Here is a 24,902-nt window from a genome sequence, read left to right as displayed (position 1 = left end):
GACCGGACGCAACTCTGCAAGCGGACGGTTCTATTTCCGCGAGGCTCTGGGGTGCTGCGGCGGCGTGACCGGCACATAGGGGAACCGGCCGCGCTGCTTGGTGGCGGTTGTGCTGGGGTCTGTGCCGCCCCGGACATAGACCTTGCCCGGGTCGTAGTCGGGGCCGAAATCCCAAGTCGGGAAACGGCCATGCTTCATCGCCTGATGCACGAAGAGGCGTTTTCGCTGCGAGATGCGGATGCGCTTGTCCAGCTCGTCTTCGTCCCACCGCGCCTGCATGGCTTCCCACATCGACGACAGAACGTCCGAATATTCAGGGTCTTCTGCGAGGTTATTCAGTTCCAGCGGGTCCTTGCGGATGTCGAACAGCATCTTGGGGTCGGTCCGGCTGTGGACCAGCTTCATGTCGCCCTGGATCATGATGAGCGCGGGCGCATAGAGGCCTTCGCCGGTGAATTCCATGTAGATGCGGTCGTCCGCGCTGCCCGCATCCGGCAAATGGAACAGGCTGCGGCCGTCTACTGGCGCGGCATAGCCGTCGAAGGTGCCGCCGCTGCCGATCTCGGTGAAAGTCGGCAGCAGGTCGACGAGCGATGCGCGCGCCTCTTCCTTGTGGCCGGCTTCGAATCCGGGGCCGACCGCGATCAGCGGCACCCGCACCGAGGCCTCGTAGGGGTTGAACTTGTACCACATGCCCCGCTCGCCCAGCATCTCGCCGTGGTCGGAGGTGAAGAAGATATAGGTGTTCTCAAGCTGTCCGATGCTCTCCAGCGTTTCGACCAGACCGCCGACGAGCGCGTCGATATGGGTCACCATCGCGAAATAGCCGCGGCGCGCGTTGTAGAGCTGCTCGGGCGTGATATCGAATTCGTCCTGCCGGATGGTCAGGTAATAGCGTTGGGACCACGGGTCGCGATCCTCGTAGGGGATGTGCGCGACCTCGGGCTCGGGGATGTCGACGCCTTCGTACATGTCCCAGTATTTGCGGCCTGACACGAAGGGGTTGTGTGGCTGTGTGAAGGACACATGAAGAAGGAACGGCCGCTCGTCGGTCGAGCGGGCGTGGTTGTAAAGCTCCTGCTTGGCCGCGTGGAAGACCTCTTCGTCATAGTCGATCTGGAGGTTCCGCTCGCAGTAGCCGGCTTCGACAACGCTCAGAAGGCTCATGACGGAGGGGGCATAGGGCTCGTCGGTCTGGGACCAGTCGGCGGTCCACGCAAAGTCCGAGGGGTAGATATCGGTCGTCAGACGCTCTTCGAAGCCGTGAAGCTGATCGGGGCCGACGAAATGCATCTTGCCCGAGAGTGCGGTCTTGTATCCAAGGGTGCGCATGTAATGGGCGAAGGTGGGTTCGGACGGCAGGAATTCCGCGCCGTTGTCATAGACGCCCACATCGGATGGCAGCCGCCCCGTCATCATCGAGGCGCGCGATGGCCCGCAGACCGGGTTATTGCAATAGCTGTTGGCGAAGGTCGTGCCACGTTCGGCCAGTTTGTCGAGATTGGGCGTGATCGCGTAGGGCTTGCCATAGGCGGAGAGGCAGAGCGCCGTCATCTGGTCGGCCTGGATGACGAGAATATTCGGGCGGGACATGGGTATTCCTGACGTCTGGTGGCGTGGGTCCGGGCCGCCCTGAAGCGGCCCGGCAGGCGGTGTTAGGAGGTCAGCCGCCCGTGCGCGCGACGAAGTCCTCGATGCCGGGGACGCCGATCTCGCGATAGTACCGAAGCGCGCCGGGATGGAGCGGCGAGCCGAAGCCGTTCAGAATGGTTTCCTTGGACATCTTGCCGAAGGCGGGGTGGACACCAGCCAGCGCATCGAGGTTCTCGAAGACGGCCTTGGTCATCTGGTAGACGCGCTCTTCCGGGACGTCGGCTGAAATGACGAGGCCATTGGCAAGACCGTAGGTCGGGATGTCGTCGGCCACGTCCTCATAGGTGCCGCCCGGGATGGAGAGCCGGAAATAGGGCGGGTAATCGGCGCGGAGCGCGTCGAAGAAGCCATCCTCGACCGGGATCAGCTTGAGGTCGCGGGTTGCGGCCAGCTTGATGACGGGCGCCAAGGGGAAAGACCCGTTCCAGAGTGCCGCGTCGATATTGCCGTCGGACAGCATGTCGACCATGTCGCCAAGGCGGACACGGAAGGGTTCGAAATCCTCGCCCGCGACTTTGGCCATCAGAACGTTGGCATCCAGCATCGACACGCCGCCGGGCTGGCCCATGCCGATCCGCTTGCCCTTCAGGTCCTCGACGCTGTTCACCGGGCCACCTTCCAGAGCGATGATATGCATCGCGACGGGCGCGATCGACATCCAGGACAGGATCTTGCCTGGCTCGGTGCCCGCATAGTTGCCGGTGGCGGCCCAGGCCTCATAGGCCGAAAGTGACGTGGCCATCGAGGCTTCCAGCTCGCCGTTCTGCATCAGAGCGATATTGGCGACGTAGCCCTTGGTCTCTTCCGCCGTGGCCTGCACGCCGTCGACGTTTCGGTTGATGACGTCGGCGATTCCTGCCGACCAGGTGTAGGCGGTGCAAGTCACCGGGCAGGACCCGATGGACAGGAAGTCTTGCGCCTGTGCGCCCGCAGGCAGCACGAGGGCGGCCGCGACAAACGCGGATTTGATGTCGAGTTTCATGTGAGGTCTCCCTTTGGATGTGTGTCGGCCGGTTGGTCTCCGGCGTTCTTGTTCTGAGTTTCTGGAACGGGGGCGCGGCGCGCCACCCAGAGGATCAAGGCGCCCGCAAGAACGGTGGCTGCGATGTCCACGCGCCAATCCGAGTTCATGTAGAGCACTGCCGCCACGGCGAAACCGAGACGCTCCACGGCGTTCAGGCCGGTTGAGAAATGCCCCATCATCGCGGCGCTGGCGCAGATCCCGCCAAGGATCGCAGTCACGAAGGACAGGACGATCTGCACCGGTGTGACGTCGATGCCGAGGATCGCGGGGTCGTAGACGAAGAAATAGGGCACCGCGAAAGCCGCCATGCCGAACTGGCAGGCAAGAACCGCGATGGTGAGCGGGTTGCCCTTGGCGATGGATGCGGCAGCGAAGGCGGCCAGTGCCACCGGGGGCGTGATGGACGACAGCATCGCCGAGTAGAGAACGAAGAGGTGCGCAGCCAGAAGGCCGACGCCCAGATCGACGAGGGCAGGGGCCACCAGCGTCGCCACCAGAATATAGGCCGCCGCCGTGGGCAGACCCATGCCGAGGACGAGGCAGGTGAGCATGGTGAGGACCAGCGCAACGGGCAGCGAGCCACCCGAGAGCGCGACCACGAGGGTCGAGAACTTCAGCCCTACGCCCGTGAGAGTAATCACACCGATGATCACGCCCGCGGCCGCACAGGCGAGCGCCACGGGTATGACTGCCTGCGCCGCAGCGACAGCAGTCTCGACGATCCGGCGTGGCGTCAGTGCGCTGGCGCGGCTCAGGTAGCTGACGAGAACCGAGGCGACGATGGCCCAGAAGGACGACAGCATGATCGAATAGCCGTTCAGCAACATGCTGACGAAGACGGGAAGCGGCAGAAGCAGGTACGAGCGCTTGAGGATGGACCCCCAGTCGGTGACCGAATCCGCATCGCGGAGGATCGGGATGTTCCGTTTTGCGGCTTCGAAATGCACCATGGCGAGGAGGACGGCGTAGAAGATGACTGCCGGAAGGAACGCCGCCTTGGCGATCGTCAGGTAGGAGGTCTCGGTGAACTCGGCCATGATGAAGGCGGCCGCGCCCATGACGGGCGGCATGAGTTGCCCGCCGGTCGAGGCGACGGCCTCGATGGCGCCAGCGGCCTCCTTGCGATACCCGCTTTTCCGCATCAGGGGGATCGAGATCGGACCCGTGGTCAGCACGTTGGCCACCGCCGTGCCCGAGATCATGCCCATGAGGCTTGACCCGACCACGGCGGCTTTTGCAGGGCCCCCGCGCATCCGTCCCGTGAGTGCGGTTGCGAAATCCATCAGCACCTGTCCGGCGCCGGTTTTTTCCAGAAGGGCGCCCAGAACGACGACGCCGGTGACGAAAGTGGCGCTGACGCCGAGGGGCGTGCCGAAGATGCCCCCGCCGCCCAGATAGACCTGAGAGGCGACGCGCTGCACCGAGTATCCGCGATGCGACAGCGGCGCGGGCAGGTAGTTGCCGAGAAGCCCGTAAAGCAGGAAAGCACCTGCCAAGAGCACAATGGGAAGCCCGATCGTGCGGCGGCAGGCATCGAACAGCACGATGACAAGGATCACACCAAAGACGATCTCGTAATCGGTGATGGCGCCATACCGGTTCTCGATGGCTTCGAAATTCAGAAGCGGATGGCCGACGGTCACGACCGCGGCGCAGAGTGCGATCACGATCCAGATGCGGCGCATTGGCTCGAGCGGGGAGCGGGCGCGCTCGGGTTCGAACGTGTCCTTGAGCGCCATGGCGAAGACCAGGACCATGATGATCAGAAGATGCGCGCTGCGCTGGATGCCATCGGGAAAGACGCCCCAATACGCGGTATAGAGCGTGAGCCCGACCAGAAGGAGCGACGCGAGGGCGATCACTGCGTCAAGGCCACGAAGGAGGATGGGTGCTCTAGCCATAAGTCGCGGCCCCATTTTCGGCGAGCCGGGCGAAACGTTCGTAGTCCAGCCGGTCGGAATAGCAGAATGCGTGCAACGCCAGGAGCGCCGCCGCGCGGTCGGAAGCGATGGTCCCGCGCACCAGCGTGAACGCCGGTTCGGGCCGCTGGCCGAAATCCCGGTCGAGCGCGGTGCTTGCGCCGTCGAAATAGGTCTCGTCTGCGCCAAGATAGCCGCTCACGATGATCATTTCGGGGCCGAGCAGTTTGCCGATGCTGTCGAGCGCGGGCGCGAGTTTCGCCCCAGCGTCGGCAACGGTCTCTTTGGCGGACGGGTCTTCGAGAAGAGACAGAAGCGATGAGGCATAGTAGGTGAGCCTGCCCGTGTTGAACGCCTTGTGATCCAGAAGACCGTGCCCGGCCAGAAGCCCGAATCCGGTCGCGTTCAGATTGAGACAGTCGTGCCGGCCGCAGACGCAGGTCAGATCACGCTCGTCCGAACGGAAATGGCCGATCAGGCCAGAGATACCTGATTGCCCGCGCACGACACGTCGTTCGGACACGATGCTCGCGCCGACGAAGGTGGCGACGTGGACGAGGGCGAATTCCTGTGCCTCGCGGGCGGCGCCGAACCGCATCTCGGAAATGGCGAGCGCGTTGGCGATGTTCTCGATCTCGATGGGCAGGTCGATGATCCGGCGGATTTCGCGGCAGAATGCGCCCCCGTCCCGCGACCAGCCGAAGTACTCTGAGCGCACGATCTCGCCCTGATCGGGCAGGGTGCGTGCCGAGAGGGCTACGCCGATTCCAACGATACGGTTCACGTCGATATCCGAGTTCGAAATCAGGTGCTGAAGCGCTTCGGCATAAAACCGGGCGGCATCGGTCACGCTGTCGAAGGGAGGGGTGTCAAGCTGACTGCTTGCGCGCTGCTGGCCCGCGCCATCGCAGATCGAGACCTCGGAGTGGTAGGCCGACACCGTGATGCCCACGGCGAAGAAGCTGTCGGAGACGACCTGAAGTCCGGTTTTTGGCCGGCCCACGCTTTTTTTCCGGCGCGCCGACGGCTTTGCCCGTGGCGCGTCCGATTCCTCGATCAGGTCTGCGGCGATCAGTTCGCGCACGATCCGGGTGGCGGCCATCTCGGAAAGGCCGAGCGACTTGGCCAGTTCGGACCGCGAAATGCCGGGCGTGCTTTCGATGAGAGACAGGATCATCCCCCTGTGCGTGCGGCGCAGGCTGGCGGGGGTGGAGGGGGTGTCTCTATTAATAACCATCAGTTAGTTAATAACTCATGAAAGTATGATTCGAGCAAGCGATTTGAGCGTTCGTCCGACAAAGCCGCCTAAAAAGACGGCATGACGTTGATGTTGCAGAGAATTTGGAATGCAGGATCAGGCAGGCGGGTGGGAGAGCGCCCAGGGACCGACAGCGCCGAAGGAGGGCGCGCCCAATTGCCCGAGGGCTCTGTCCAGCTCGAGCTTGAGGATCTCCATGGCGCGATCCGCGCCCGCTGCGCCCCCGGCGCCGACGCCGAAAGCCAATGCGCGACCCGCCAGAGCAAAGTCCGCCCCAAGTGCCTTGGCGCGCATCAGGTCGGCGCCGCGGCGAATGCCGCTGTCGAGGAGGATCTTCATCCGGCCTTCCAGCGCCTTTGCAATGGCGGGAAGTGCTTCGATCGTCGGAGGTCCGAAAGCCACCTGCCGTCCGCCGTGATTGGAAACGACGATTCCGTCGCAACCGATCTCGGCGCAACGGGTGGCGTCGTCGGGGTGAAGAATGCCTTTCACGATCAGTTTACCCTTCCAGCGGTCGCGGAGCCGCGCGAGGTCGTCCCATGTGAACCTGGCTGTGATCAGGGTTTTCTGAACATCGGCGTAGGAGGTCGCGCTTTTCAGCAGGTCGGCGTAATTGGCGATGTTTGGTTTTCCGTCGCGCAGGCTTGCGAGCGTCCAGGTGGGGTTCTGCATCAATTGGATCAGAACGTCCGGTGTTATCTTGAAGGGGACGGACAGTTGATTTCGGATGTCGCGGTCGCGTTTCCCGGCGGCGGGTACGTCGGCCGTGACCATCATTACCGGATAGCCCGCTGCCTCGGCCCGCGAGACGAGGCCCTCAGTTACGCTGTCATCCCCCGAGACGTAGAGCTGGAACCAGCCGTTTCCGTCCGCCGCCTCGGCGAGCCGTTCGAGCGTGGTCGAGGCGGCGGAACTGGCCACGTAGGGGATGTTCTCGCGCGCGCAGAGGCGGGCGAGGATCAGGTCTGCACCCGGCCAGAAGGCGTTCAGCATTCCGATGGGCGCCATGCCGAAGGGGAGGGCAAAGCGCTGGCCGAAAAGCTCGGTTTCGGTGTCGAGCTTCGAGACGTCGACCATATAGCGGGGCGTGAGTTGAACGTCCTCGAACGCCTCGGAGTTGCGGCGAAGGTTCCGCTCGGATTCCGCGCCGCCATCGACGAGGTCGAAGGCGAAACGCGGAATGCGCCGCTTGGCCATCTGCCGCAGGTCGTCGATTGAGGCCGCCCGGTCCAGTCGCATCAGGTCGACCACCCACCGTCGATGGCAAAGGCCTGACCCGTGGTGAAGGCTGACAGGTCACCGGCGAGATAACACACCATCTCGGCGATCTCCTCGGGCTGGCCGAGACGGCCCATCGGCTGACGCGCCCGGAACTGGGCCAGGGCCTGGTCATAGTCGCCGGTGGCTGCCAGCCGCTCTTTCAGGGAGGGGCTTTCCACGGTGCCGGGGCAGATCGCGTTGCACCGGATGCCATCCTTGACGAAGTCCGCTGCGATGGCCTTCGTCATGCCGATGATTGCAGCTTTTGATGCGCCATAGGCGAAGCGGTTCGGTGCGCCCTTCAGGCTCGACACGATAGAGGCGATGTTGACGATCGAGCCGCCGCCGCCGTCGAGCATTCCCGGCAGAACGGCCTTGGTGATCCGGTACATCGCCTTTGCATTCAAGTCGAACGAGCGGTCCCAGGCGGCCTCGTCGCAGTCCAGAATGCTGCCGTCGTGAACCCAGCCCGCGCAGTTCACCAGAATGTCGATCTTGGGCGAGGCTGCGACAAGGGCCGCAACCGCGTCGGCATCCAGCACGTCGAGCCTGTGCGCTTCGATCCGGCCGTCCGATGATGCGGCGAGGTCCTTGACGGCGTCCCCGTCGATATCGGTCGCGATGACTTTCGCGCCGAGCGCGGCCATCGCTTCGGATGCGGCGCGACCGATGCCATTACCGGCGGCGGTCACCAGTGCGGTTTTTCCTGTCAGCGAATGTGTCATGAGCTCCTCTCAGCGTGCCAGCCAGCCGCCGTCCACGGTCACGACGCTGCCATGGCAATAGGCGGCGGCGTCGGAGCAGAGGAACACGGCGGCACCGGCGATTTCGGAAGGATCGGCGAAGCGCCCGGCGGGAATGCGTTCCAGCAGCGCTTTCGAGCGGTCGGGGTCATCCCTGAGCGCCTGCGTGTTGTCGGTGGCGGTATAACCGGGCGCGATGGCATTTACGTTCACGCCGCGTCCCGCCCATTCATTGCAGAGCGCCTTGGTCAGGCCGATCACGGCGTGTTTCGACGAGGCATAGGCCGGGACGCGAAGCCCGCCTTGCGTGCCCAGAACCGAAGACACGGTGACGATCTTGCCCGAGCCCTGCGCCAGCATCCTCTGGCCGGCCGCCTGCGACAAGAGCCAGACCGAGTCGAGGTTCACGTCCAGCACGCGCCGCCAGTCGTCGAGCGGCATCTTGTCCGAGTCTTCGCGGTGGATGATTCCGGCATTGTTGACGAGGATATCGAGGCCGCCGAGCGCGTCGGCGGCAAAGCCTACGACTTCGGCTGCCGCGTCCTCGTCCATGCCGGAGAAATCGGCGCGGACTGCGGCCGCCTTTCGGCCCAATGCCTCGATCTTGGCAATGGTCTCTTCGGGCTGGTGGCTTCGATAGGTCAGCGCCACATCGGCCCCGGCGGCGGCAAGGCCGAGGGCAATGCCCTCGCCGATGCCGGTCGCGCCGCCGGTGACAAGGGCCTTGCGGCCCGTCAGGTCGAACGGATTTGCCATCGTCAGTAACGGTTCGCGATGGGCAGTTCTTCCGCCGGGAAGAGCGAGATGACCTCGCAGCCGTTTTCGGTCACGACCACCTCTTCCTCGATCCGTGCGGCGGAGTAGCCGTCGGTTGCAGGGCAGTAGGTCTCCAGCGCGAAGACCATTCCGGTCTGGATCTCCATCGGGTGATCGAGGCTGATCGCACGGCTGATGATGGGCCGCTCATGGAGCGCCAGCCCCAGACCGTGTCCGAATTGAAGGCCGAAGGCGGCGTCCTCGTTCGGGAAACCGAGGCTTTCAGCGGTTGGCCAGACCTCGGCCACCTTGTCGGTTGTGACGCCCGGTTTGATCATCTCGATCGAGGCGTCGATCCATTCCCGCGCCTTCACATAAGCGTCGTTCTGCGAGGGCGTGGCGCGCCCGATGTTGAACGTCCTGTAATAACACGTCCGATATCCCTGATAAGACTGGAGAATATCGAAGAAGGCCTGATCGCCAGGACGGAAATAGCGATCCGTGAAGTTGTGCGGGTGCGGGTTGCAGCGCTCGCCCGAGATGGCGTTGATCGCCTCGACATCGTCCGAGCCCATCTCATAGAGCATCTTGTTCGACAGCGCGACGATGTCGTTCTCGCGCACGCCCGGTTTCAGCTCTTCGTAGATCATGTGATAGACGCCATCGACCATGCTGGCCGCCTGCGTCAGAAGCTGGATTTCGTCCCAGTTCTTGATCTCGCGCGCTGCCAGCATGATCTGCTGACCGTCGACGACCTGAATGCCTTCTTCGCGAAGGGCGTGGAACATCGCCGTTTCGGCATAGTCGACGCCGACCGGCATGTCGGCCATACCGGCGTCCTTGATGAGCTGCGCGATCATCTTGGCGTATTTCTGCATCAGGCCGAAGTCGGGCGGGATCGTCCCGCGCATACCCACGACGCCGGCAAGGCAGTGGTCCGGCTCCAGCCAGTCTGAATAGCGCTGATGGTGCACGGCGGCCGAGCCGAAGTCCCAGACATAGGGGCTGTCATCGCCGGTCAGGAGGCAGAAGCGGCACATCTTGTCCCGTTCCCACTCGCCGATCTTGGTGGCCGAGACGTAGCGGATGTTGTTGACGTCGAAGAGCAGAAGCGAACCGGCGTTCGAGTTCTGCAAAGACTGCCGCGTCCGGGCCAGCCGGTAGCGGCGCAGGCGGTCATGGTCGATCCGGCGTTCGAAATCGACCGAGCTGTGCCCCCAGGCGGGAAGGCGGTCGCGCCATTCCCAGTTCGGTTCGAGATCCTGGGGGGTAAGCATATTGGGCATCAGTGCGCGTGACATGCGGTGCTCCTTTGGGGTGCGATCCGGCGCACCCGTCTGTTGTGTGAGTGTTCAGGCTGTGAGGCGGCGTTACTTCGTCACCCAGCCGCCATCGACCGAGATCATCTGACCGGTCATGTAGTCGCTGTCGTCGGACGCGAGGAACGAGGCGGTGCCCACGATGTCCTTGGGGTACGACACACGCTTGATGACGAGGTTGTTCTCGACGATGTCGTCATAGGCCTGGCCTGCGCGCTCCTTGAAGCCGATCTCGACCAGGTCCTTGTCGAGCTGCTCCCAAAGCGGCGTGACGACGACGCCGGGCGCGTAGCCGTTGACCGTGATGTTGTGTTCGGCGAGGCCAAGCGCGCCGCATTCGGTCAGCGCAAGACAGCCGTATTTCGAGGTGCAGTAGACCGTCACGTCGACCAGCGGCTTCCGCGAGGCGATCGAGCCCACGTTGATCAGTTTGTAGGGATGATCCTCCATCGGGCCCTGCTTGATCATCTGGCGGGCGGTTTCCTGCATGCCCAGCCACATCGCCTTGGTGTTGACGTTCATGATCATGTCCCAGTTGTCTTCGTCGATATCCATGAAGAACCGGGGCTTGTTCAGGCCTGCGTTGAACAGACCAACGTTGATCGAGCCAAACGCGTCGACGGTGGCGGCCACGGCTGCGGCGTTGTCCTCGCGCTTGGTCACGTCCATCTTGACCGCTACGGCCTTGCCGTTCCCGGCAGCGTTGATGCGGTCGGCTACGCTTTGCGCTTCATCGAGATCGAGGTCCCCAAGGCACACATTGGCGCCCTGAGCGGCGAAGGCCTCGGCATTGGCCGCGCCCATGCCGCGCGCGGCACCGGTGATCAGAATGTTCTTACCTTTCAAGCGATTGGGGTCCATGATCTCTCCTCCTTTGGTATTATGGTGACCGGTTCGGTCGTATCAGCGCATCCGCACGCTCCTGCGCGCGGGCGAGAGCTTCTCGCGGGGTCGAAATCCCGCGCAGCATGTCGTGAAATTCCTCGCCGCAAATCTGGAAGATGCCGCCGATTTCCGGGATCGGCGGGCGCGGCCAGAACTGAAGCTCGTCACGCCAGGACATGGCGTCGACGGCCTCGAAGATGGGTGAGGCGCGGCGAACTTCGGGGTCGGCGCCGACTGAGTAGCGCGGGTTCGTCCGGCTTCCATTCTGCACAAAGAGTTTCTGAGCCTCGGGCGAAGTGAAGACGGTCAGCGCCTCGACGGCTGCCGGCACGCGCTCGGGCGCAAGATTGGCGGGGATGCCCAGAACATAGCCGCCGACCGGCGCGATCTGCTTGCCGCCCGGACCCGCCGGGTGCGGCAGGAAGCCGGTTTGCCCATAGGCGGGCGAGGTCTCGTCCAGCTCGAAATAGGGAGCAAGCAGCGTGTACCCGTAGGCCATTGCGACGCTTCCCGCCGAGTAAGGGCGCACGCGCTCGTACCAGGACATAGACAGGATGTCGGGCGGCGAGTATTTCAGCAGCTCGAGCAGAAACTCGGCGGCCCGAAGCCCGGCTTCGGTATCGATGGTGACGCGGTAGCCACCCTCGGCCAGATGATCGGTGTCGAAGCCGCCGGCGATCTCCGGCAGGTCCAGAACCGGTTGCCCGAAATCCGCGAACGCCATCAGCGCGGTATGGCCTAGCGCTGTGCCTCGGGCCGCGTTCCAGGCGATGCCGTACATGCCGCGACGCGGCGCGTGAAGCGTGCGCGCGGCATGGAGCAGAGCTTCGGTTGTGGCGGGAGGTTCCAGCCCCGCGCTGGCGAAGACGTCGCGGCGATAGAACAGCAACTCGGGAGTGGTCTGGGCCGGGACGCCATAAGCACGGCCCCCCCAATGCGCGGCCTTCCAACCGGCAGTGTGGAAATCCGCCGGATCAAGGCGCGCGAGGTCCATGACCTGATCGAGCGGCATAAGGACATTCTTGGACGCGAATTCGCCAATCCAAGGAAGGTCGACGGCGATCACGTCATAGCGGCTTGCGTCGCGTGCTGCGTTGCGCAGGCCCTCTTCGCGCAGCCGGTCGATTGAAAAGGCGCGCTGACTGATATCGCTTCCGATCACCTGCTCGAACTGGCGCTTGAGCGTATCCATCACCATGAAGGTCGGGTCGCCATGGACCAGAACCCGCACACCGCCAGGTACCTTGAGCGGCTGGGGCCGGATGCTGAGGGGCGGGATCGACTGGGCGGCCGAGTAGCTGCCGCCGAAATAGTAGTCCTGTGTTTCCTGTTCCGCTTCGGTGCCGCCGAACTGTGTCGTGGCAAGGCGCCTCAGGCGTCCGGACAGTTGCATCCACTGCGACAGCAGCTTGTCGCTTGGATGCATGGAAAAGCTCTTGCCTGTCCGGGTGCGGGGGCGCTGTTCGATTAGGCCTTCCTCAACCATCTCCTTCATGCGCCGGTTCGCGGTGGCGTAGGGCGCGCGGCTGGCGCTGATCAGTGAGGTCGGGGTGACGGTGCGCGCTTCGAAGTGGCCCTGGAGCAGGTGCAGCGTCATCCGCAGATGCGGGTTGGGCCCTATAATGTCGAATGTGGACTCAAGTTCGTCGCTGAAATCTTCGAGGAAGGCCAGGACATCGAGCGCTTCGGGCCGCGCCTGGGGCGCAGCGGAGCTCGTCTTGCTTTGTCCTCCCAAGGCATTCATATCGTGTGCAGGCCTTTTTGTTGTCCGACGTGCGCGCGGCATTCCCGAGATATTCGATTTGGATGAATGGGACTCGCTCATTCGGCTGCTCCTCATAACTGTCCAGAGTGATAACCGAGACGTATCGCAAAAATATCCAAAATGGACATAAAATTGTTCATTACGGATATTTTTGATGCGTTGCCGGACTTGATGACGCGGCACGGTCATGGGTGTTCGCTTGCCCGATTGGGAGCGACCGAATGACGCCTCACTCGGCGTCTGGGAGATGAAGAGCTATAATCGAGTTCCGGGAGGACTTTGAATGAACATCCGATACACACTCGCTGCCACGACCGCGCTTGTCGCTTTCGCCGGTGCGGCTTCGGCCGACACCATGAAGATCGGCATCACGCAGAACAACGTGGGCGTCGACAGCTATCAGACAACCTATGAAAAAGCGTTCATCGCTGCTGCAGAGGCGAACGCCGATGTCGAAACAGTCGTGCTGGATGCGGGCGGCGACGTTGCCCGTCAGATCGCGCAGATGGAGGACCTGATCCAGCAGGAAGTCGACGCCATCATCATCTGGCCGACCAACGGCGAGGCCGTGATTCCCGCCGTCCGCAAGGCCAGCCAGGCCGGTATCCCTGTGATCGTGACCAACTCGAACATCGCCGAGCAGGGCTTCGATTTCGTCAAGTCGTTCTCCGGCCCTGACAACATCACGCAGGGCGCGCGGTCGGCCGAAATCATGTGCGACAAGTTCAAGGAAATGGGCATCGAGAACGAAGCCAAGGTCGTGCACATCACCGGTCAGCCGGGCTATACCACGGCCATCGAACGTGCCCAGGGTTTCAACGACCGCCTGCCGGAAGTCTGCCCGAATGTCGAGCAGATTGACCAGCAGCCGGGTGACTGGAACCGCGAGAAGTCGCAGCAGGTCATGGAAGCCTTCCTCGTCAAGTATGACGACATTGATGGCGTCTATGCCGGTGACGACAACATGGGCGTGGGCGCGCTGAACGCCGCCAAGGCCGCTGGCCGTGACGGCATCATCTTTGTCGGCGCCACCAACTTTGCGGTTGGCTACGAGGCGATGGCTGCAGGCGACTACTGGGGTTCGATCTACCAGTCGCCGGTCGATGACGCCGAAGCCGCGCTCAAGACGGCCATCGACGTGCTGAACGGTGAAGAGGTTCCGTTCCTGAACTACTTCGACACGCCGAAGATCACTCAGGACAACATGGGCGAGTTCACCAAGCCCGTCTTCTAAGACACCTCCCTGAGCGTGGGGCGCGCAATGTCGCGCGCGCCCCACGCCGCATTTTAGAACCACGAGAATAAGACTGAATTCAGGGAGGCCGGACACATGGGACGTGTTTCGGGTCGCGTCTGTATCGTCACGGGCGCTGCACAAGGGATAGGGCGCGCAATCGCGGAATCGCTTCTCGACGAGGGCGCGCAGGTTTGTATCGCAGACATAAACGGTGACAAAGTGGCCGAAGTGGCCGAGGCGAACCGCGCAAGGCTCAACGGGCAGGGCGGGAACGTGACCTCGGCTCAGGTCGATGTTACAGACCGCGAGGCGGTCCGCGCAATGATCGCGCATACTGTCGACTGCTTCGGACGGCTCGACGTGATGTTCAACAACGCCGGCGTGAACAAGCCGATGAACTTCATGGACGTCACCGAGGACAACTGGAACTTTATCATGGGCGTCAACGGTCTCGGCTGTCTGATCGGCATGCAGGAAGCAGCCCGGCAGATGATCGCGCAGGGAAACGGCGGCAAGATCGTCAATACCGCGTCCATCGCCAGCCGTCAGGGCTTTGACAATGTCGCGCCCTATTGTGCCTCGAAATTCGCGGTCGTCTCGCTGACCCAGTCGGGCGCGCGCGATCTGGCTAAGCACAACATCACCGTCACCGGCTTTGCGCCGGGAGTGGTGGCCACCGAGATGTGGGAACAGGTCGATCAGGACCTGATGGAGATCGGGGCCGCCGAGCGTCCGGGGCAGGCCATGGAAGAGTTTTCGGCGGAGATACTGAAGGGTCGGGTTGCCGCTCCAAAGGATATCACCGGTACCACGCTATATCTCGCATCCGAGGATAGCGACTACATGACCGGCCAGATCGTCATGATCGATGGAGGCATGACGCTGGTATGACGGTCAGCAGCGAGGAGACAAGGGAGGGGATCATGGCAACACTGACGAAACAGCAGATTGGCAGCGTTCTTGCCAAACAGGGTATCCTGATCGCCTTCGTGATCTTCATGATCGCGTTCACGATCGCGAACCCGAAATTCCTGACGATGGACAATGTCTTCAGCGTTGTCCGATCCTCGGCCATTCTGGGGGTCATGGCGCTTGGCGTCACCTTCGTGGTGATCAGCGGCAATCTTGATCTCTCGGTCGGCTCGATGATGTCCTTTTCGACGATCGTCGTGCTCGACCTGCACGACAAGATCGGGCCGTTCATGGCCATTCCGGCGATGTTCGCGATGACGCTTTGCCTCGGCGCCTTCATCGGCTTTCTGGTGGGGTATCTGAGGCTGAATTCGCTGATTGTCACATTGGGAATGCTGTCCGCCATTCACGGGCTGACGCTGACCTATTCGGGCGGTCAGAACATGGACATCGCCGACAAGGAAGGCACGTGGTTCAGTGTCTTCGGGCAGGGAACGGCTCTGGGTATCCCGGTTCCGATCCTCATTTTCATCGCACTCGCCGCGCTATTGGGACTGACGCTCGCCAAGACGCCCTTCGGGCGCAAGGTCTACGCCGTGGGTGGCAACGGAACTGCGGCCACCTTTTCGGGCATCCCTCGCGCCCGTACGGTTTTTTTCTGCTACCTCATCTCGGCGGCATGTGTCGCCACCGCTGGGCTGATCCAGGCCAGTCGAAGCCTCGGGTCGCAGAACACGGTCGGGCAGGGGCTCGAGCTTGAGGTGCTGGCCGCTGTCATCCTCGGCGGCGCGTCTCTTCTGGGCGGGTCCGGCACTGTCTTCAAGACGGTGATCGGTGTCCTGATCCTTGGTTTCATCCAGAACGGCCTCCTGCTGATGGGCCTGCAATTCTACATCCAGTTCGTCGTGACCTGGGTAATCATCATCCTTGCTGTCTGGCTCGATATCGCGGCCAAGCGCGGCAAGCTCTGGTCGGCAATCGCCTGAGGGAGGGGACGTCATGCAACCGAACACATTGTCCCGCGCGCTGGCCAACGGTGCCATCTGGGGGTTCATCGTGCTGGAGCTCATCTTCTTCAGCGTCGCAGGGTCCTATCTGTCGATCTCCGATCAGGCGTTCATGGACTATGACAACATGCTGCTCCTTCTGAAGCAGTCGGCGCCCATCGGGATCATCGCCATGGGCATGACGCTGGTCATGGTTAACGGCAATATCGACCTTTCGGTCGGCGCTACTTTTGCCATCGCTGCAATCGTTCTGCTCGACAGCATGACATGGCCCATCTTTGCCGGGCTGGGCGACTGGGTGATCCCTGTGGCGTGGCTGCTGTCGCTTCTGGTGGGCACGCTGCTGGGCGCGCTCAACGGGCTGATCGTCTGGAAGACAGGCGTGGATGCCTTCATCGTGACGCTTGGCTCGATGCTGGGCTATCGCGGCATCGTTTTCATGTTCAATGGCGAGAACCCGACCAGCCACCTGAACTGGACACTGGTGGACTTTGCCGAGGCGGAATTCCTGGGGCTGGCCACGGCGTCGTGGTTCCTTCTGGCCGTGACGGCGGGGATCTGGTTCCTGATGGCGCGGACAGTCCATGGTCGGAACGCCTATGCCATCGGCGACAATCGCGAAGCGGCGGTGAACGCGGGTATCCGCGTGGGCCCGCACATGATGATCAACTTCGCGATCATCGGCTTTCTGGCAGCGCTCTCGGCCGTCGTTTTCTACTCCGAAAGCGGCTCGGTGAACCCCAATGACGGACAGCTTTACGAGCTCTGGGTCATCACGGCGGTCGTCCTCGGCGGGACCAAGATCACCGGGGGTGCGGGCAATGTCATAGGCACCTTTGGCGGTGTCATCGCCATTCAGCTTCTGAGGAAGGGCCTGGGCCATATCGGGGCCGATACGTCGACAGTGAATCTTGTGATCGGTCTCATCCTGATCGCAGTGCTGTTCCTGGATCGTCAGCTCAACATCAAGGGCAAAGAGGAGTTGAAGGTATGACCGACGCGAAACCCGTCCTGCATCTGGACAACATCGTCAAAACCTTCCCCGGTGTCCGCGCGCTCGATGACGTGTCCTTTTCGGTCATGCCCGGAGAAGTCCACGCGCTGATGGGCGAGAACGGTGCCGGGAAATCGACCCTCATGAAGGTTCTGGGCGGCATCTATCAGCCTGACGGCGGCGCCATCTACATGGGTGACGAGAGGGTAGTAATGGCGGGGCCGCTCGAGGCCAAGGCCAAGGGCATCGTTTTCATCCACCAGGAACTGAGCCTTGCAGAAGAGCTTTCGGTGGCCGAGAACATCTATCTGGGCGAACTGCCCCGAAAGAGTTTTGGACGCGTCGACTGGGGCCTTCTGACCGAGAAGACCAACGCCATTCTGAAAAAGCTCAATGTGGGCTTCGACGCCAGAACGCGGGTGGGCGACCTGTCCATCGCGAACCAGCAGATGGTCGAGATCGCCCGCGCGCTGACGGTGGACGCCAAGGCGGTCATCTTCGACGAGCCGACTGCATCGCTGACGGATGCGGAAAAGGTCGTGCTGTTTGACGTGATCTCGGATCTGAAGGCCGACGGTGTGGGGATCATCTATATCTCTCACCGGATGGAAGAGATCTTCAAGATCACCGACCGCATTTCGATCCTGCGTGACGGTCAGTATCAGGGCACGGTCAACACCTCCGACACGACCGAGGAATCGCTGACCCAGATGATGATCGGGCGGAAGCTGGACCTCAGCCGGAATGCGTCGCACCACGAACTGGGCGATGTCGCGCTTGAGGTGCGGGGTCTGTCCTGCGGCAAGCTCTACAGTGACGTGAGCTTTCAGGTTCGCCGGGGCGAGGTCGTGGGCTTTTACGGCCTTGTCGGTGCGGGCCGGACCGAAATCGCCGAGACGCTCTTCGGTCTCAGGGACGCCCATTCCGGACAAATCCTGCTCGACGGGGAAGAGGTGCGGATCAACTCGCCCGCGGATGCCATTCAGCGCGGCATCTCGCTGGTGCCGGAAGACCGCAAGGGGCAGGGTCTTGTTCTGGGGATGAACTGTCGGGACAACATGACCTTGCCGCAGGTCGATGACCTGACCGCCGGGCCTTTCGTGGCTGAGGGAGCCGAGGTCGCGATCTTCGACCAGTATCGCGACCGGCTGGATATCCGCACACCCGGCTGGAAGCAGCAGGTGGGCAACCTGTCGGGCGGGAACCAGCAGAAGATCGTCATCGGCAAATGGCTGTCGATGCATCCAAGTGTTCTGATCGTGGACGAGCCGACGCGCGGCATCGACGTGGGCAGCAAGTCTGAAATCCACAAGCTTCTTCGCGAACTTGCGGCGCAGGGCTATGCGGTCATGGTCATCAGCTCGGAAATGCCCGAGGTGCTGCATGTCTCAGACCGGATCGTGGCCATGTATTCGGGCCGGATCATGCGGACCTTCACCTCGGAGGAGGTGACCGAAGACAGCCTGATTCAGGCGATCTCGGGGCTGGGCGGCGATAAGGCGGCCTGACGGAACACCGACCAACGGAACTGAATTGGAGAGAGCATGAAACTGCTTCGCTACGGCGCGCCCGGCGCCGAGAAACCCGGCCTGCTAGATGCTGAGGGCCGTGTCCGTGACCTCTCGGGTGTCGTAACAGACATCGGCGGCGCTGCACTTCTGCCCGACAGCATCGAGCGACTGCGCGCACTCGACCCGGAAAGCCTCCCGCTTGTCGAGGGTGCGCCGCAAGAAGGTCTGCGGCTTGGCGCCTGCGTGGGTGGCATTGGCAAATTCGTCTGCATCGGCCTGAACTACGCCGACCATGCCGAAGAAGCCGGGATGCCGATTCCCGAGGAGCCGATCATCTTTAACAAGTGGACCTCCGCCATTTGCGGACCCAACGATCCGATCCAGATCCCGCGGGACAGCGTCAAGACCGACTGGGAGGTCGAACTTGGCGTCGTGATCGGTAAGCCCGGCGTCTATATCGACGAGGTCGACGCCATGGACCACGTGGCCGGTTTCTGCGTCGTCAACGACGTCTCGGAACGGGAATTCCAGATCGAGCGCGCGGGTTCCTGGGACAAGGGCAAGGGTTGCGATACGTTCGGGCCGACCGGGCCGTGGCTGGTTACGCCCGACGAGGTGGCCGATGTCGATGCGCTCGATATGTGGCTGGACGTCGATGGCGAGCGCCAGCAGGCGGGCAGCACCGCGACGCTGATCTTCAAGGTGCCGCACCTGATTTCCTATTGCAGCCGTTTCATGAGTCTCCAGCCGGGTGACGTGATCTCGACCGGTACGCCCCCGGGCGTTGGCATGGGGCAAAAGCCCCCGCGCTATCTGAAGGGCGGAGAGGTCGTGACGCTTGGTATTGCCGGGCTTGGCGCGCAGCGGAGCGAGGTTCTGCCGGCGCTTTGATCTTTAACCCTTCTGGCCGGGCTTATTGTCCGGCCAGACGGCTTTCCAGAAGCTCGCCATGCTCTTCCAGAAGCGGGTAGGCGATCATCGCGAAGGATGTGTTCAGCATCTTGAGCGCCCTGAGAAGTTCCAGATGGATGGCACTGGTCTCGATCGACTCGGTCAGGCCCTGACGCAACCGCTTCAGATGCGCGCGTTCGAGCGACTGTTCCAGTTCGCGGATATGTTCCTTCTGCTCGACCAGTTCGCGGGCCGATCCGACATCGCCTGACATCAGGACGGCAATCCCGGACTGGACGTTGCGCAGAACGGCATCGTGAAAGTCGGTCAATTCGCGCCAGCCATCGTCGGAAAAGCTGAGCTGTTCGGCGTGTTTCCGGCGGGCAAGCTCGACCATCTTCCGAACGATCACATCCGCGCCTGCTTCAAGGTTCACGGCCACGCCGGACAGGTCGAAGGCCCGCGTGCCTGTATCCTCGGATTTGTCCTCGCTGCGGATGCCTGCAAGATAGACCCGTAGGTCAAGTGACATCCGGGCGATCTCCCGCATCTCGCCCTTCAACCGCTGTGCGACCGCATCGTCATAGGTCTCAAACAGGACGATCGCCTCGCGCAGCATGACCTCGATGCGGTTTCCGACCTCGACCAGTTCTCGCTGCGCGCAGGCGAATGCGCGGCGCGGCTGGTTCTGGACCATGTGATCGAGTGCCGAGCGATGTAGGGTCTCGGGCGCGGCGCCCGCAGGGTCCGCAATGACGAGCTGCGCGAGCTTCATGAGCGGTCGTGTGAAGGGGAGCGCCAGTACCAGCAGTGCCAGGTTGTAGATCAGATGCAGGTTCAGAGCCTTCTGCGCAGGCGTGCCGCCCGGCATGATCTCGGGGACTGCCAATTGCGCCAGAAGGATCAGCGCCAGCACGGCACCGCCCCCCCGTAGAACGAGGTTCGTACAGACGATCTGCCGAACGGTCGCCTGTGCCTTGAGCGTCAGAAAGACGGCGATCAGCGATCCGCCAAGATTGGCTCCAAGAACCATGGCGAAGGCCGCGTCGAGAGGCAGAAGCCCTTGTTGAGCCAGTGTGGCGAAGAGGAGGATTGCGGCGACGCTGGAATGCACGAGCCATGCGAAAAGCGCCGCGATGAGAAAGGCCGAGATCGCGTCGGCGGCCAGATACACCATCGCCGCTTGCGCCGCACCGCTTTCGGAAAGGGGGGCGCTCGCGTCGCGGATCAGGTCGAGGGACAGGAAGATCAGGGCCAGTCCGATCAGGATGCGTCCGACCTGACGCGCCGTGCGGCGGGCGCTTCTGAGAAAGATCATCACGCCGACAAGCAGCAGAAGCGGGGTCAGTAGCGCTACCCGCGAATTCAGGATTTGCACCACAACGGCAGAGCCAAGGTCGGCGCCGAGAAAGATCGCCAGTCCGGCCGCTCCTCCGATAGCGCCCGCCGAAACGAAACCGGCCAGAAGCATCGCCACGGCGGTCGAGCTTTGCATCAGGATCGCGGCACCTGCTCCGGTAGCGGCGGCGCGCACGCGCGTCGCGGTCGAGTGGCGCAGCCAGCGGCGAAGCTGGCCACCAAAGGCGCGCTCGAAGCCGGTCCGCACCAGCCGCACCGACCAGATCAGAAGCGCAGCCGCAGCGGCCATGTTCAGAAGGACGAGAACCGGGGAGCCGTCCATCAACGCGTTCCACCGGCTGTTTGGCCGGCAGCGGCAAGACCGCATAGGCTGCGGGAAAAGTCGCAGGAGCGCGACAATGATCTATGAGAAATCATCGGCTGTGGCAGGTTGTGCCTCGGCATCCGTCCACCCTGTTCTTCGCCCGGCCATCTTGCGCGGAAACAGGGATGAGCAGACCAGTTAGACCCTTCCAATGCCGATAGTCCCTTTTTCCCGTAGCTCTCAAATCGCCGCCGATGGAACAGAAAACGCCCTGCGAGGGCGATTGTCAAACCCGTCTCGGGATCGTGGCGGGCATTCTGTTGCAGCGATGACGCCGTTCGCGAGGTTGAGGGCAAGTCGGAGTCGTGATCGCGGGCACTGGCTTACGGCAGGCGCGCGGAGAGGGCCGCCACCACGCGCCCGAGGGCTCCGGAGCCGGCGGCAACGATGCGGCCGTCATGCCGGCAGGGCGAATAGGGGCGGGTGCCGTCGACAGCGGCCCAACCGCCCGCCTCGCCAAGAAGCAGCAGGCCCGCCGCATGGTCCCACGGGGCGAGCGAATAGGAGCGCAGGAAGTCAACGCTCCCGGACGCAAGCAGACGATATTCGTGGCAGGAGCAACGAATATCCCGAACGTGCAAGGCGCCGTCGAAGGCGCGGCGCACGGTCTCTTTGTCTTCGCCGTCATAGTCCTCGACCGTAACAAAGCCCTTGGCAGCAGACAGTTGGCACACTTCGCTTCGGGCGCGGACGGGATGCTCGGACCCGTCCTGACGGTGAAACCACGCCCCCTTTCCCCGAAGGGCGTACATCCAGTCGTCCATGACCGGATCGTAAAGAAGGCCGAACACCGTTTCGCCCTTGTCCAGAACGGCAAGGATGGTGCCGAAGACCGCAAGACCGGCCACGTAGTTCCCCGTGCCATCGATAGGGTCGATGATGACGCAGGTCTCGGCGTCGGCCATTCCGGAAAGGAGACCGGGCGCCTCGGCCACGGCCTCTTCTCCGATGACCGTAGCACCGGGCAGGATACCAAGAACGCCGCGCCGGATCGCGTCCTCGGCGGCGCGGTCGGCCACGGTAACGAGGTCGGTTGGTCCCGCCTTGGTGCTGATTTCGGCGCTGTGCAGATTGCGGAAACGGGGCATGATCTCGGTTCGGGCGGTGTCCCGCACCAGTTCGATCAGCTCTTCAATCTGGCGCGGGTTCGGGATCATTCGGTCTTTCGTCTTCTGGCCTAGGCGTCCAACACGCTTTTCGGGAAATAGAATGAGACCGTCCAGTTCGGCATGTCCACGATTTCGCTGATCCTGAGGTCGCCGCAGACCGAGCAGAGCATGTATGCGTCGGTTGCCGACATGCCGGTCTGGCCGGTGATCCAGTCGATCATACCAGAGACGGCGTCTCGTGCGGCCTGCATCAGGTCGGGGCCGATGCCCGTGGTCGCGCGATAGCCCGATGCGTCGAGATGACGGGTGACCGGTCCGTCTGTCTCGAACCGGGGAAAGGGAATTCGGGCGTCTTTCAGCAACTCGATCTTCAGCGCGACTGTCATCGGGCTTTCGATGGCCGTTCCGCAGATCTCTCCGTCGCCTTGGGCGGCGTGCGTATCCCCGAGCGACAAAAGCCCGCCCGCCACTTCGACCGGCAGGTAGAGCGTCGTGCCGACGGCATTGTCCCGGATATCGAGATTGCCACCGACCCGGCGGGGCGGCACGACCGAGTGCAGGCCCGGCTCGGCCATGGCGAGACCGATGGTTCCGACGAAGGGCTTGAGTGGCACCTTGCCTCCGGCGCCGAAGGCCGCGGGCACCATTGAGGTAGCGTCATAGCTCCAGATATGGAGCGCGGGCTCCGGGAACTGATCCGCCAGAAGACCGAAACCCGGGATGTTGGCGGTCCAGCCCCAACCGCTGGGGCGGAAGTCCAGAAAGGTGACCGCGACGGCATCGCCGGGCTCCGCGCCCTCGATATGGATCGGACCGGTCACGGGGTTCACATGATCGAAGGACAGCGTGGCCAGATCGTCCACGGTCGACGCCTTGTCCAGTTGACCGCCCGAGCTGTCGATGGTCTCGACCTCGACCGTCTGACCGGGCGTGACGCTGAGCACGGGCTCGATGCTGTTGTCCCAGCCGAAATGGTGGCTGTTCTTGTGGATCGTGTGATTGCAGCCCATGCACGCCTCCTAGCGCCTCAGTATGATGTCCTCGATCTCGCGGTCGCCCATCACGCCTTGCGGGCGGAGCGTCATGGTCAGAACGATCACCAGCCCGAGAACGACGCCGGAGAGGCCGAGCGCCTCGGGTAGGTCGACCCCGGCGACCACGGGGCCGGTTTCAAGCCAACGTACCACCTCCAGCCCGAAGGAGATCAGAAAAGTGCCGAGGACCGCGCCGGTGACAGTGCGCATCCCCCCGAGGATCAGCATCGCGAGCGTCAGGAAGACGTGATTGAAGTAGAAGGGACGGGCCGAGATGGTACCGAGGTAATAGGCATAGGCGATCCCGGCCAGCGCCAGGATGATACCCGACAGAACCCAGGCGACCAGCCTCAGCCGCACCACATTGACCCCCATGGCCGCGGCGCCCGTCTCGTCATCAGCCGAGGCACGAAGCTGGATGCCCCAGTGGCTTTCACGGAAGCCGCGGGCGATCAGGACCACAACCACCGACAGGACCACGATAGAGGTCAGCGAAAAGACCTGCGGGATGCCGAAGAAGGCCTGGTTGCCTTTGAAGATGTCGGTCCGGAACAGAAAGATCGAGTGGATGATGACCAGTACGGCAAGGGACGCGATGGTGGCGCCGATCGCGGTCATCCGCACAATGAACAGGCCGACGAGCGCGGCGATGGCGGCGGTGATGACGATGGCGATGATTGCGGAGGTCAGCGGGTCGAGCGTGAAGGCCGCCAGACCCCATGGCGCGTCGGGAAGCGAGATCGCCTTGGTTGCCGCCGGTGTCACGCAGATCGCCGCCGCATAGGCCCCGATCCCCATGAAGGCGCTGTGGCTCAGGTTGGTGACGCGGGCATTACCCATGAAGACCTGAAGACCGAGCACCACCAGCAGGTTCACATAGGCGCCATAGACCAGCCGAAGCTGGTAGCGCGAGCCGAACCATGCGGCCAGCACCCCGATGGCGATCAGGATGAGCGACAGAAGCGCCGCGCCGATCAGGCCGCGTTTCTGGTGCCGGGCGAGGGTCACAGCTTGTCTCCCTTCTCAACGGCGGGGCTGAGGATGCCGTTCGGTCGCCAGACGAGGATCAGGGCGATGATGCCGAAGACGAAGGCGTCCTTCATGCCGCCGTATTCCTGCGGCAGAAGGACAAGCATTCCCACCTCGACAGCGCCCAGAAGGAAACCGCCCAGGACCGCTCCCGGCAGGCTGCCGAAGCCGCCCACCACACAGGCGACGAAGGCCTTGAGCACCGGGTTGAAGCCGAGATGCGGATCGACCGATCCGCGCCGCGCCATGATGAAGATGCACGCGAGACCTGCCAGAAGCCCCGAGATCAGGAAGGCGAGCGCGAAGACCCTGTTCGCCCGGATGCCCATCAGGCGCACCATCTCGAAATCGAGCGACGCAGCGCGCATGGCGAGCCCCCAGACCGAGCGGTTGAGAAACAGGGTAAGCCCGACGATGACCAACACGGTCGTCACCGACTCCAGAAGCTGGAGCGACGAGACCTGCACACCGAACATCTCGATGGGCACGTCCATGAAGTAGAGCGAGGTGACCGCGATAGGGCGGGGAGAGACGAAGAGAAGGAAAAGGTTCTGAAGGACGATCGACACGCCGAAGGCGGTCAGAAGCCCGGTCGTGGGATCCGCGTATCGGACCGGTCTGAAGGCCACTCGTTCGAGCAGAACCGAGGTCAGCGCGGCGGCCACGATGGCTCCCAGGATGACGATCCAGGGGTTTGCGGTGACGATTGCGGCGAAGGCGACCATGGTATAGCCGCCCACCGCGATCACGTCGCCATGGGCGAAGTTCACCAGCCCCATGACCGAGAAGACGATGGCCAGCCCAAGTGCCAGAAGCGCGTATTCGGCCCCAAAGGAGAGCGCGTTGACCATCTGTTGAATGGCATAGTCCATC

At 62.9% G+C, this 24,902-nt stretch carries 21 protein-coding genes; 6 read left to right on the top strand and 15 right to left on the bottom strand.

From position 1 onward, the window contains the following. Nucleotides 1–30 precede the first annotated feature (30 nt). The 10 genes from betC to GQ651_RS06020 form a co-directional block, all read right to left on the bottom strand. Nucleotides 31–1,593 carry a choline-sulfatase gene (betC, locus tag GQ651_RS06065; RefSeq protein ID WP_160763286.1) on the bottom strand — a complete coding sequence of 521 codons (1,563 nt, stop codon included), beginning with the start codon at nucleotides 1,591–1,593 and terminating at the stop codon, nucleotides 31–33. A 70-nt stretch (nucleotides 1,594–1,663) separates the two neighbouring features. Beyond that, nucleotides 1,664–2,635: a TAXI family TRAP transporter solute-binding subunit gene (locus GQ651_RS06060; RefSeq protein WP_160763285.1), complete on the bottom strand. Its 972-nt coding sequence runs from the start codon at nucleotides 2,633–2,635 to the stop codon at nucleotides 1,664–1,666. After that, nucleotides 2,632–4,578: a TRAP transporter permease gene (locus GQ651_RS06055; protein ID WP_160763284.1), complete on the bottom strand. Its 1,947-nt coding sequence runs from the start codon at nucleotides 4,576–4,578 to the stop codon at nucleotides 2,632–2,634. Before GQ651_RS06055 ends, GQ651_RS06060 begins: the two co-directional genes overlap by 4 nt. After that, nucleotides 4,571–5,833, bottom strand: coding sequence for an ROK family transcriptional regulator (locus tag GQ651_RS06050; RefSeq protein WP_160763283.1), 1,263 nt, complete (start codon nucleotides 5,831–5,833; stop codon nucleotides 4,571–4,573). Before GQ651_RS06050 ends, GQ651_RS06055 begins: the two co-directional genes overlap by 8 nt. 117 nt (nucleotides 5,834–5,950) lie before the next feature. Then, nucleotides 5,951–7,105 (bottom strand): alpha-hydroxy acid oxidase, encoded by a 1,155-nt coding sequence (locus tag GQ651_RS06045; RefSeq protein ID WP_160763282.1) that lies wholly within the window; start codon nucleotides 7,103–7,105, stop codon nucleotides 5,951–5,953. Then, entirely contained in the window at nucleotides 7,093–7,839 is a 747-nt protein-coding gene (locus GQ651_RS06040; RefSeq protein ID WP_160763281.1) for an SDR family oxidoreductase, read from the bottom strand. Before GQ651_RS06040 ends, GQ651_RS06045 begins: the two co-directional genes overlap by 13 nt. Before the next feature lie 9 nt (nucleotides 7,840–7,848). Beyond that, nucleotides 7,849–8,613, bottom strand: coding sequence for a glucose 1-dehydrogenase (locus GQ651_RS06035; protein WP_160763280.1), 765 nt, complete (start codon nucleotides 8,611–8,613; stop codon nucleotides 7,849–7,851). A gap of 2 nt (nucleotides 8,614–8,615) precedes the next feature. After that, nucleotides 8,616–9,914 carry a M24 family metallopeptidase gene (locus tag GQ651_RS06030; RefSeq protein ID WP_160763279.1) on the bottom strand — a complete coding sequence of 433 codons (1,299 nt, stop codon included), beginning with the start codon at nucleotides 9,912–9,914 and terminating at the stop codon, nucleotides 8,616–8,618. A 69-nt stretch (nucleotides 9,915–9,983) separates the two neighbouring features. Then, complete coding sequence (locus GQ651_RS06025; RefSeq protein ID WP_160763278.1) at nucleotides 9,984–10,793, bottom strand: SDR family oxidoreductase; 810 nt, start codon at nucleotides 10,791–10,793, stop codon at nucleotides 9,984–9,986. Nucleotides 10,794–10,812: 19 nt separating this feature from the next. Further along, a complete protein-coding gene (locus GQ651_RS06020; protein ID WP_160763277.1) occupies nucleotides 10,813–12,561 on the bottom strand; it encodes an extracellular solute-binding protein in 1,749 nt (582 codons plus the stop codon). A gap of 304 nt (nucleotides 12,562–12,865) precedes the next feature. On the opposite strand from GQ651_RS06020, the gene GQ651_RS06015 reads away from it, so the two are divergent. From GQ651_RS06015 to GQ651_RS05990, 6 genes are all read left to right on the top strand, one after another. After that, nucleotides 12,866–13,816, top strand: coding sequence for a sugar ABC transporter substrate-binding protein (locus tag GQ651_RS06015; RefSeq protein WP_160763276.1), 951 nt, complete (start codon nucleotides 12,866–12,868; stop codon nucleotides 13,814–13,816). A gap of 96 nt (nucleotides 13,817–13,912) precedes the next feature. Beyond that, nucleotides 13,913–14,710, top strand: coding sequence for an SDR family NAD(P)-dependent oxidoreductase (locus tag GQ651_RS06010; RefSeq protein ID WP_160763275.1), 798 nt, complete (start codon nucleotides 13,913–13,915; stop codon nucleotides 14,708–14,710). 32 nt (nucleotides 14,711–14,742) lie between these two features. Next, nucleotides 14,743–15,717, top strand: coding sequence for an ABC transporter permease (locus GQ651_RS06005; protein ID WP_160763274.1), 975 nt, complete (start codon nucleotides 14,743–14,745; stop codon nucleotides 15,715–15,717). A 13-nt stretch (nucleotides 15,718–15,730) separates the two neighbouring features. After that, nucleotides 15,731–16,732, top strand: a complete 1,002-nt coding sequence (locus GQ651_RS06000; RefSeq protein WP_160763273.1) for an ABC transporter permease — start codon at nucleotides 15,731–15,733, stop codon at nucleotides 16,730–16,732. Then, nucleotides 16,729–18,240, top strand: a complete 1,512-nt coding sequence (locus GQ651_RS05995) for a sugar ABC transporter ATP-binding protein (protein WP_160763272.1) — start codon at nucleotides 16,729–16,731, stop codon at nucleotides 18,238–18,240. Before GQ651_RS06000 ends, GQ651_RS05995 begins: the two co-directional genes overlap by 4 nt. A 36-nt stretch (nucleotides 18,241–18,276) precedes the next feature. Continuing rightward, nucleotides 18,277–19,134: a fumarylacetoacetate hydrolase family protein gene (locus GQ651_RS05990; RefSeq protein ID WP_160763271.1), complete on the top strand. Its 858-nt coding sequence runs from the start codon at nucleotides 18,277–18,279 to the stop codon at nucleotides 19,132–19,134. Between the two features lie 22 nt (nucleotides 19,135–19,156). On the opposite strand, the gene GQ651_RS05985 is transcribed toward GQ651_RS05990, so the two are convergent. The 5 genes from GQ651_RS05985 to GQ651_RS05965 all read right to left on the bottom strand — a co-directional run bounded on the left by GQ651_RS05985 (nucleotide 19,157) and on the right by GQ651_RS05965 (nucleotide 24,901). Beyond that, nucleotides 19,157–20,815, bottom strand: coding sequence for a Na/Pi cotransporter family protein (locus tag GQ651_RS05985; protein ID WP_160763270.1), 1,659 nt, complete (start codon nucleotides 20,813–20,815; stop codon nucleotides 19,157–19,159). Nucleotides 20,816–21,180: 365 nt separating this feature from the next. Then, a complete protein-coding gene (locus GQ651_RS05980; protein WP_160763269.1) occupies nucleotides 21,181–22,014 on the bottom strand; it encodes an inositol monophosphatase family protein in 834 nt (277 codons plus the stop codon). 20 nt (nucleotides 22,015–22,034) lie between these two features. After that, entirely contained in the window at nucleotides 22,035–22,976 is a 942-nt protein-coding gene (locus GQ651_RS05975) for an acetamidase/formamidase family protein (RefSeq protein ID WP_160763268.1), read from the bottom strand. 9 nt (nucleotides 22,977–22,985) lie between these two features. Beyond that, nucleotides 22,986–24,008, bottom strand: a complete 1,023-nt coding sequence (locus GQ651_RS05970) for a branched-chain amino acid ABC transporter permease (RefSeq protein ID WP_160763267.1) — start codon at nucleotides 24,006–24,008, stop codon at nucleotides 22,986–22,988. Next, complete coding sequence (locus tag GQ651_RS05965) at nucleotides 24,005–24,901, bottom strand: branched-chain amino acid ABC transporter permease (RefSeq protein ID WP_160763266.1); 897 nt, start codon at nucleotides 24,899–24,901, stop codon at nucleotides 24,005–24,007. Before GQ651_RS05965 ends, GQ651_RS05970 begins: the two co-directional genes overlap by 4 nt. Nucleotide 24,902: the final 1 nt, after the last annotated feature.

Origin of the sequence: Kangsaoukella pontilimi (assembly GCF_009830125.1) — a bacterium.
In the GTDB taxonomy this organism is placed as follows: domain Bacteria; phylum Pseudomonadota; class Alphaproteobacteria; order Rhodobacterales; family Rhodobacteraceae; genus Kangsaoukella; species Kangsaoukella pontilimi.
The sequence above is the reverse complement of the archived record's forward strand: the minus strand, read 5'-3'. Positions and strand labels throughout refer to the sequence as shown.

Coding starts and splice junctions, on each gene's coding strand:
- betC (WP_160763286.1), bottom strand. CDS start 1,593: ATGTCCCGCCCGAATATTCTCGTCATCCAGGCCGACCAGATGACGGCG.
- GQ651_RS06060 (WP_160763285.1), bottom strand. CDS start 2,635: ATGAAACTCGACATCAAATCCGCGTTTGTCGCGGCCGCCCTCGTGCTG.
- GQ651_RS06055 (WP_160763284.1), bottom strand. CDS start 4,578: ATGGCTAGAGCACCCATCCTCCTTCGTGGCCTTGACGCAGTGATCGCC.
- GQ651_RS06050 (WP_160763283.1), bottom strand. CDS start 5,833: ATGGTTATTAATAGAGACACCCCCTCCACCCCCGCCAGCCTGCGCCGC.
- GQ651_RS06040 (WP_160763281.1), bottom strand. CDS start 7,839: ATGACACATTCGCTGACAGGAAAAACCGCACTGGTGACCGCCGCCGGT.
- GQ651_RS06035 (WP_160763280.1), bottom strand. CDS start 8,613: ATGGCAAATCCGTTCGACCTGACGGGCCGCAAGGCCCTTGTCACCGGC.
- GQ651_RS06030 (WP_160763279.1), bottom strand. CDS start 9,914: ATGTCACGCGCACTGATGCCCAATATGCTTACCCCCCAGGATCTCGAA.
- GQ651_RS06025 (WP_160763278.1), bottom strand. CDS start 10,793: ATGGACCCCAATCGCTTGAAAGGTAAGAACATTCTGATCACCGGTGCC.
- GQ651_RS06020 (WP_160763277.1), bottom strand. CDS start 12,561: ATGAATGCCTTGGGAGGACAAAGCAAGACGAGCTCCGCTGCGCCCCAG.
- GQ651_RS06015 (WP_160763276.1), top strand. CDS start 12,866: ATGAACATCCGATACACACTCGCTGCCACGACCGCGCTTGTCGCTTTC.
- GQ651_RS06010 (WP_160763275.1), top strand. CDS start 13,913: ATGGGACGTGTTTCGGGTCGCGTCTGTATCGTCACGGGCGCTGCACAA.
- GQ651_RS06005 (WP_160763274.1), top strand. CDS start 14,743: ATGGCAACACTGACGAAACAGCAGATTGGCAGCGTTCTTGCCAAACAG.
- GQ651_RS06000 (WP_160763273.1), top strand. CDS start 15,731: ATGCAACCGAACACATTGTCCCGCGCGCTGGCCAACGGTGCCATCTGG.
- GQ651_RS05995 (WP_160763272.1), top strand. CDS start 16,729: ATGACCGACGCGAAACCCGTCCTGCATCTGGACAACATCGTCAAAACC.
- GQ651_RS05990 (WP_160763271.1), top strand. CDS start 18,277: ATGAAACTGCTTCGCTACGGCGCGCCCGGCGCCGAGAAACCCGGCCTG.
- GQ651_RS05985 (WP_160763270.1), bottom strand. CDS start 20,815: ATGGACGGCTCCCCGGTTCTCGTCCTTCTGAACATGGCCGCTGCGGCT.
- GQ651_RS05980 (WP_160763269.1), bottom strand. CDS start 22,014: ATGATCCCGAACCCGCGCCAGATTGAAGAGCTGATCGAACTGGTGCGG.
- GQ651_RS05975 (WP_160763268.1), bottom strand. CDS start 22,976: ATGGGCTGCAATCACACGATCCACAAGAACAGCCACCATTTCGGCTGG.
- GQ651_RS05965 (WP_160763266.1), bottom strand. CDS start 24,901: ATGGACTATGCCATTCAACAGATGGTCAACGCGCTCTCCTTTGGGGCC.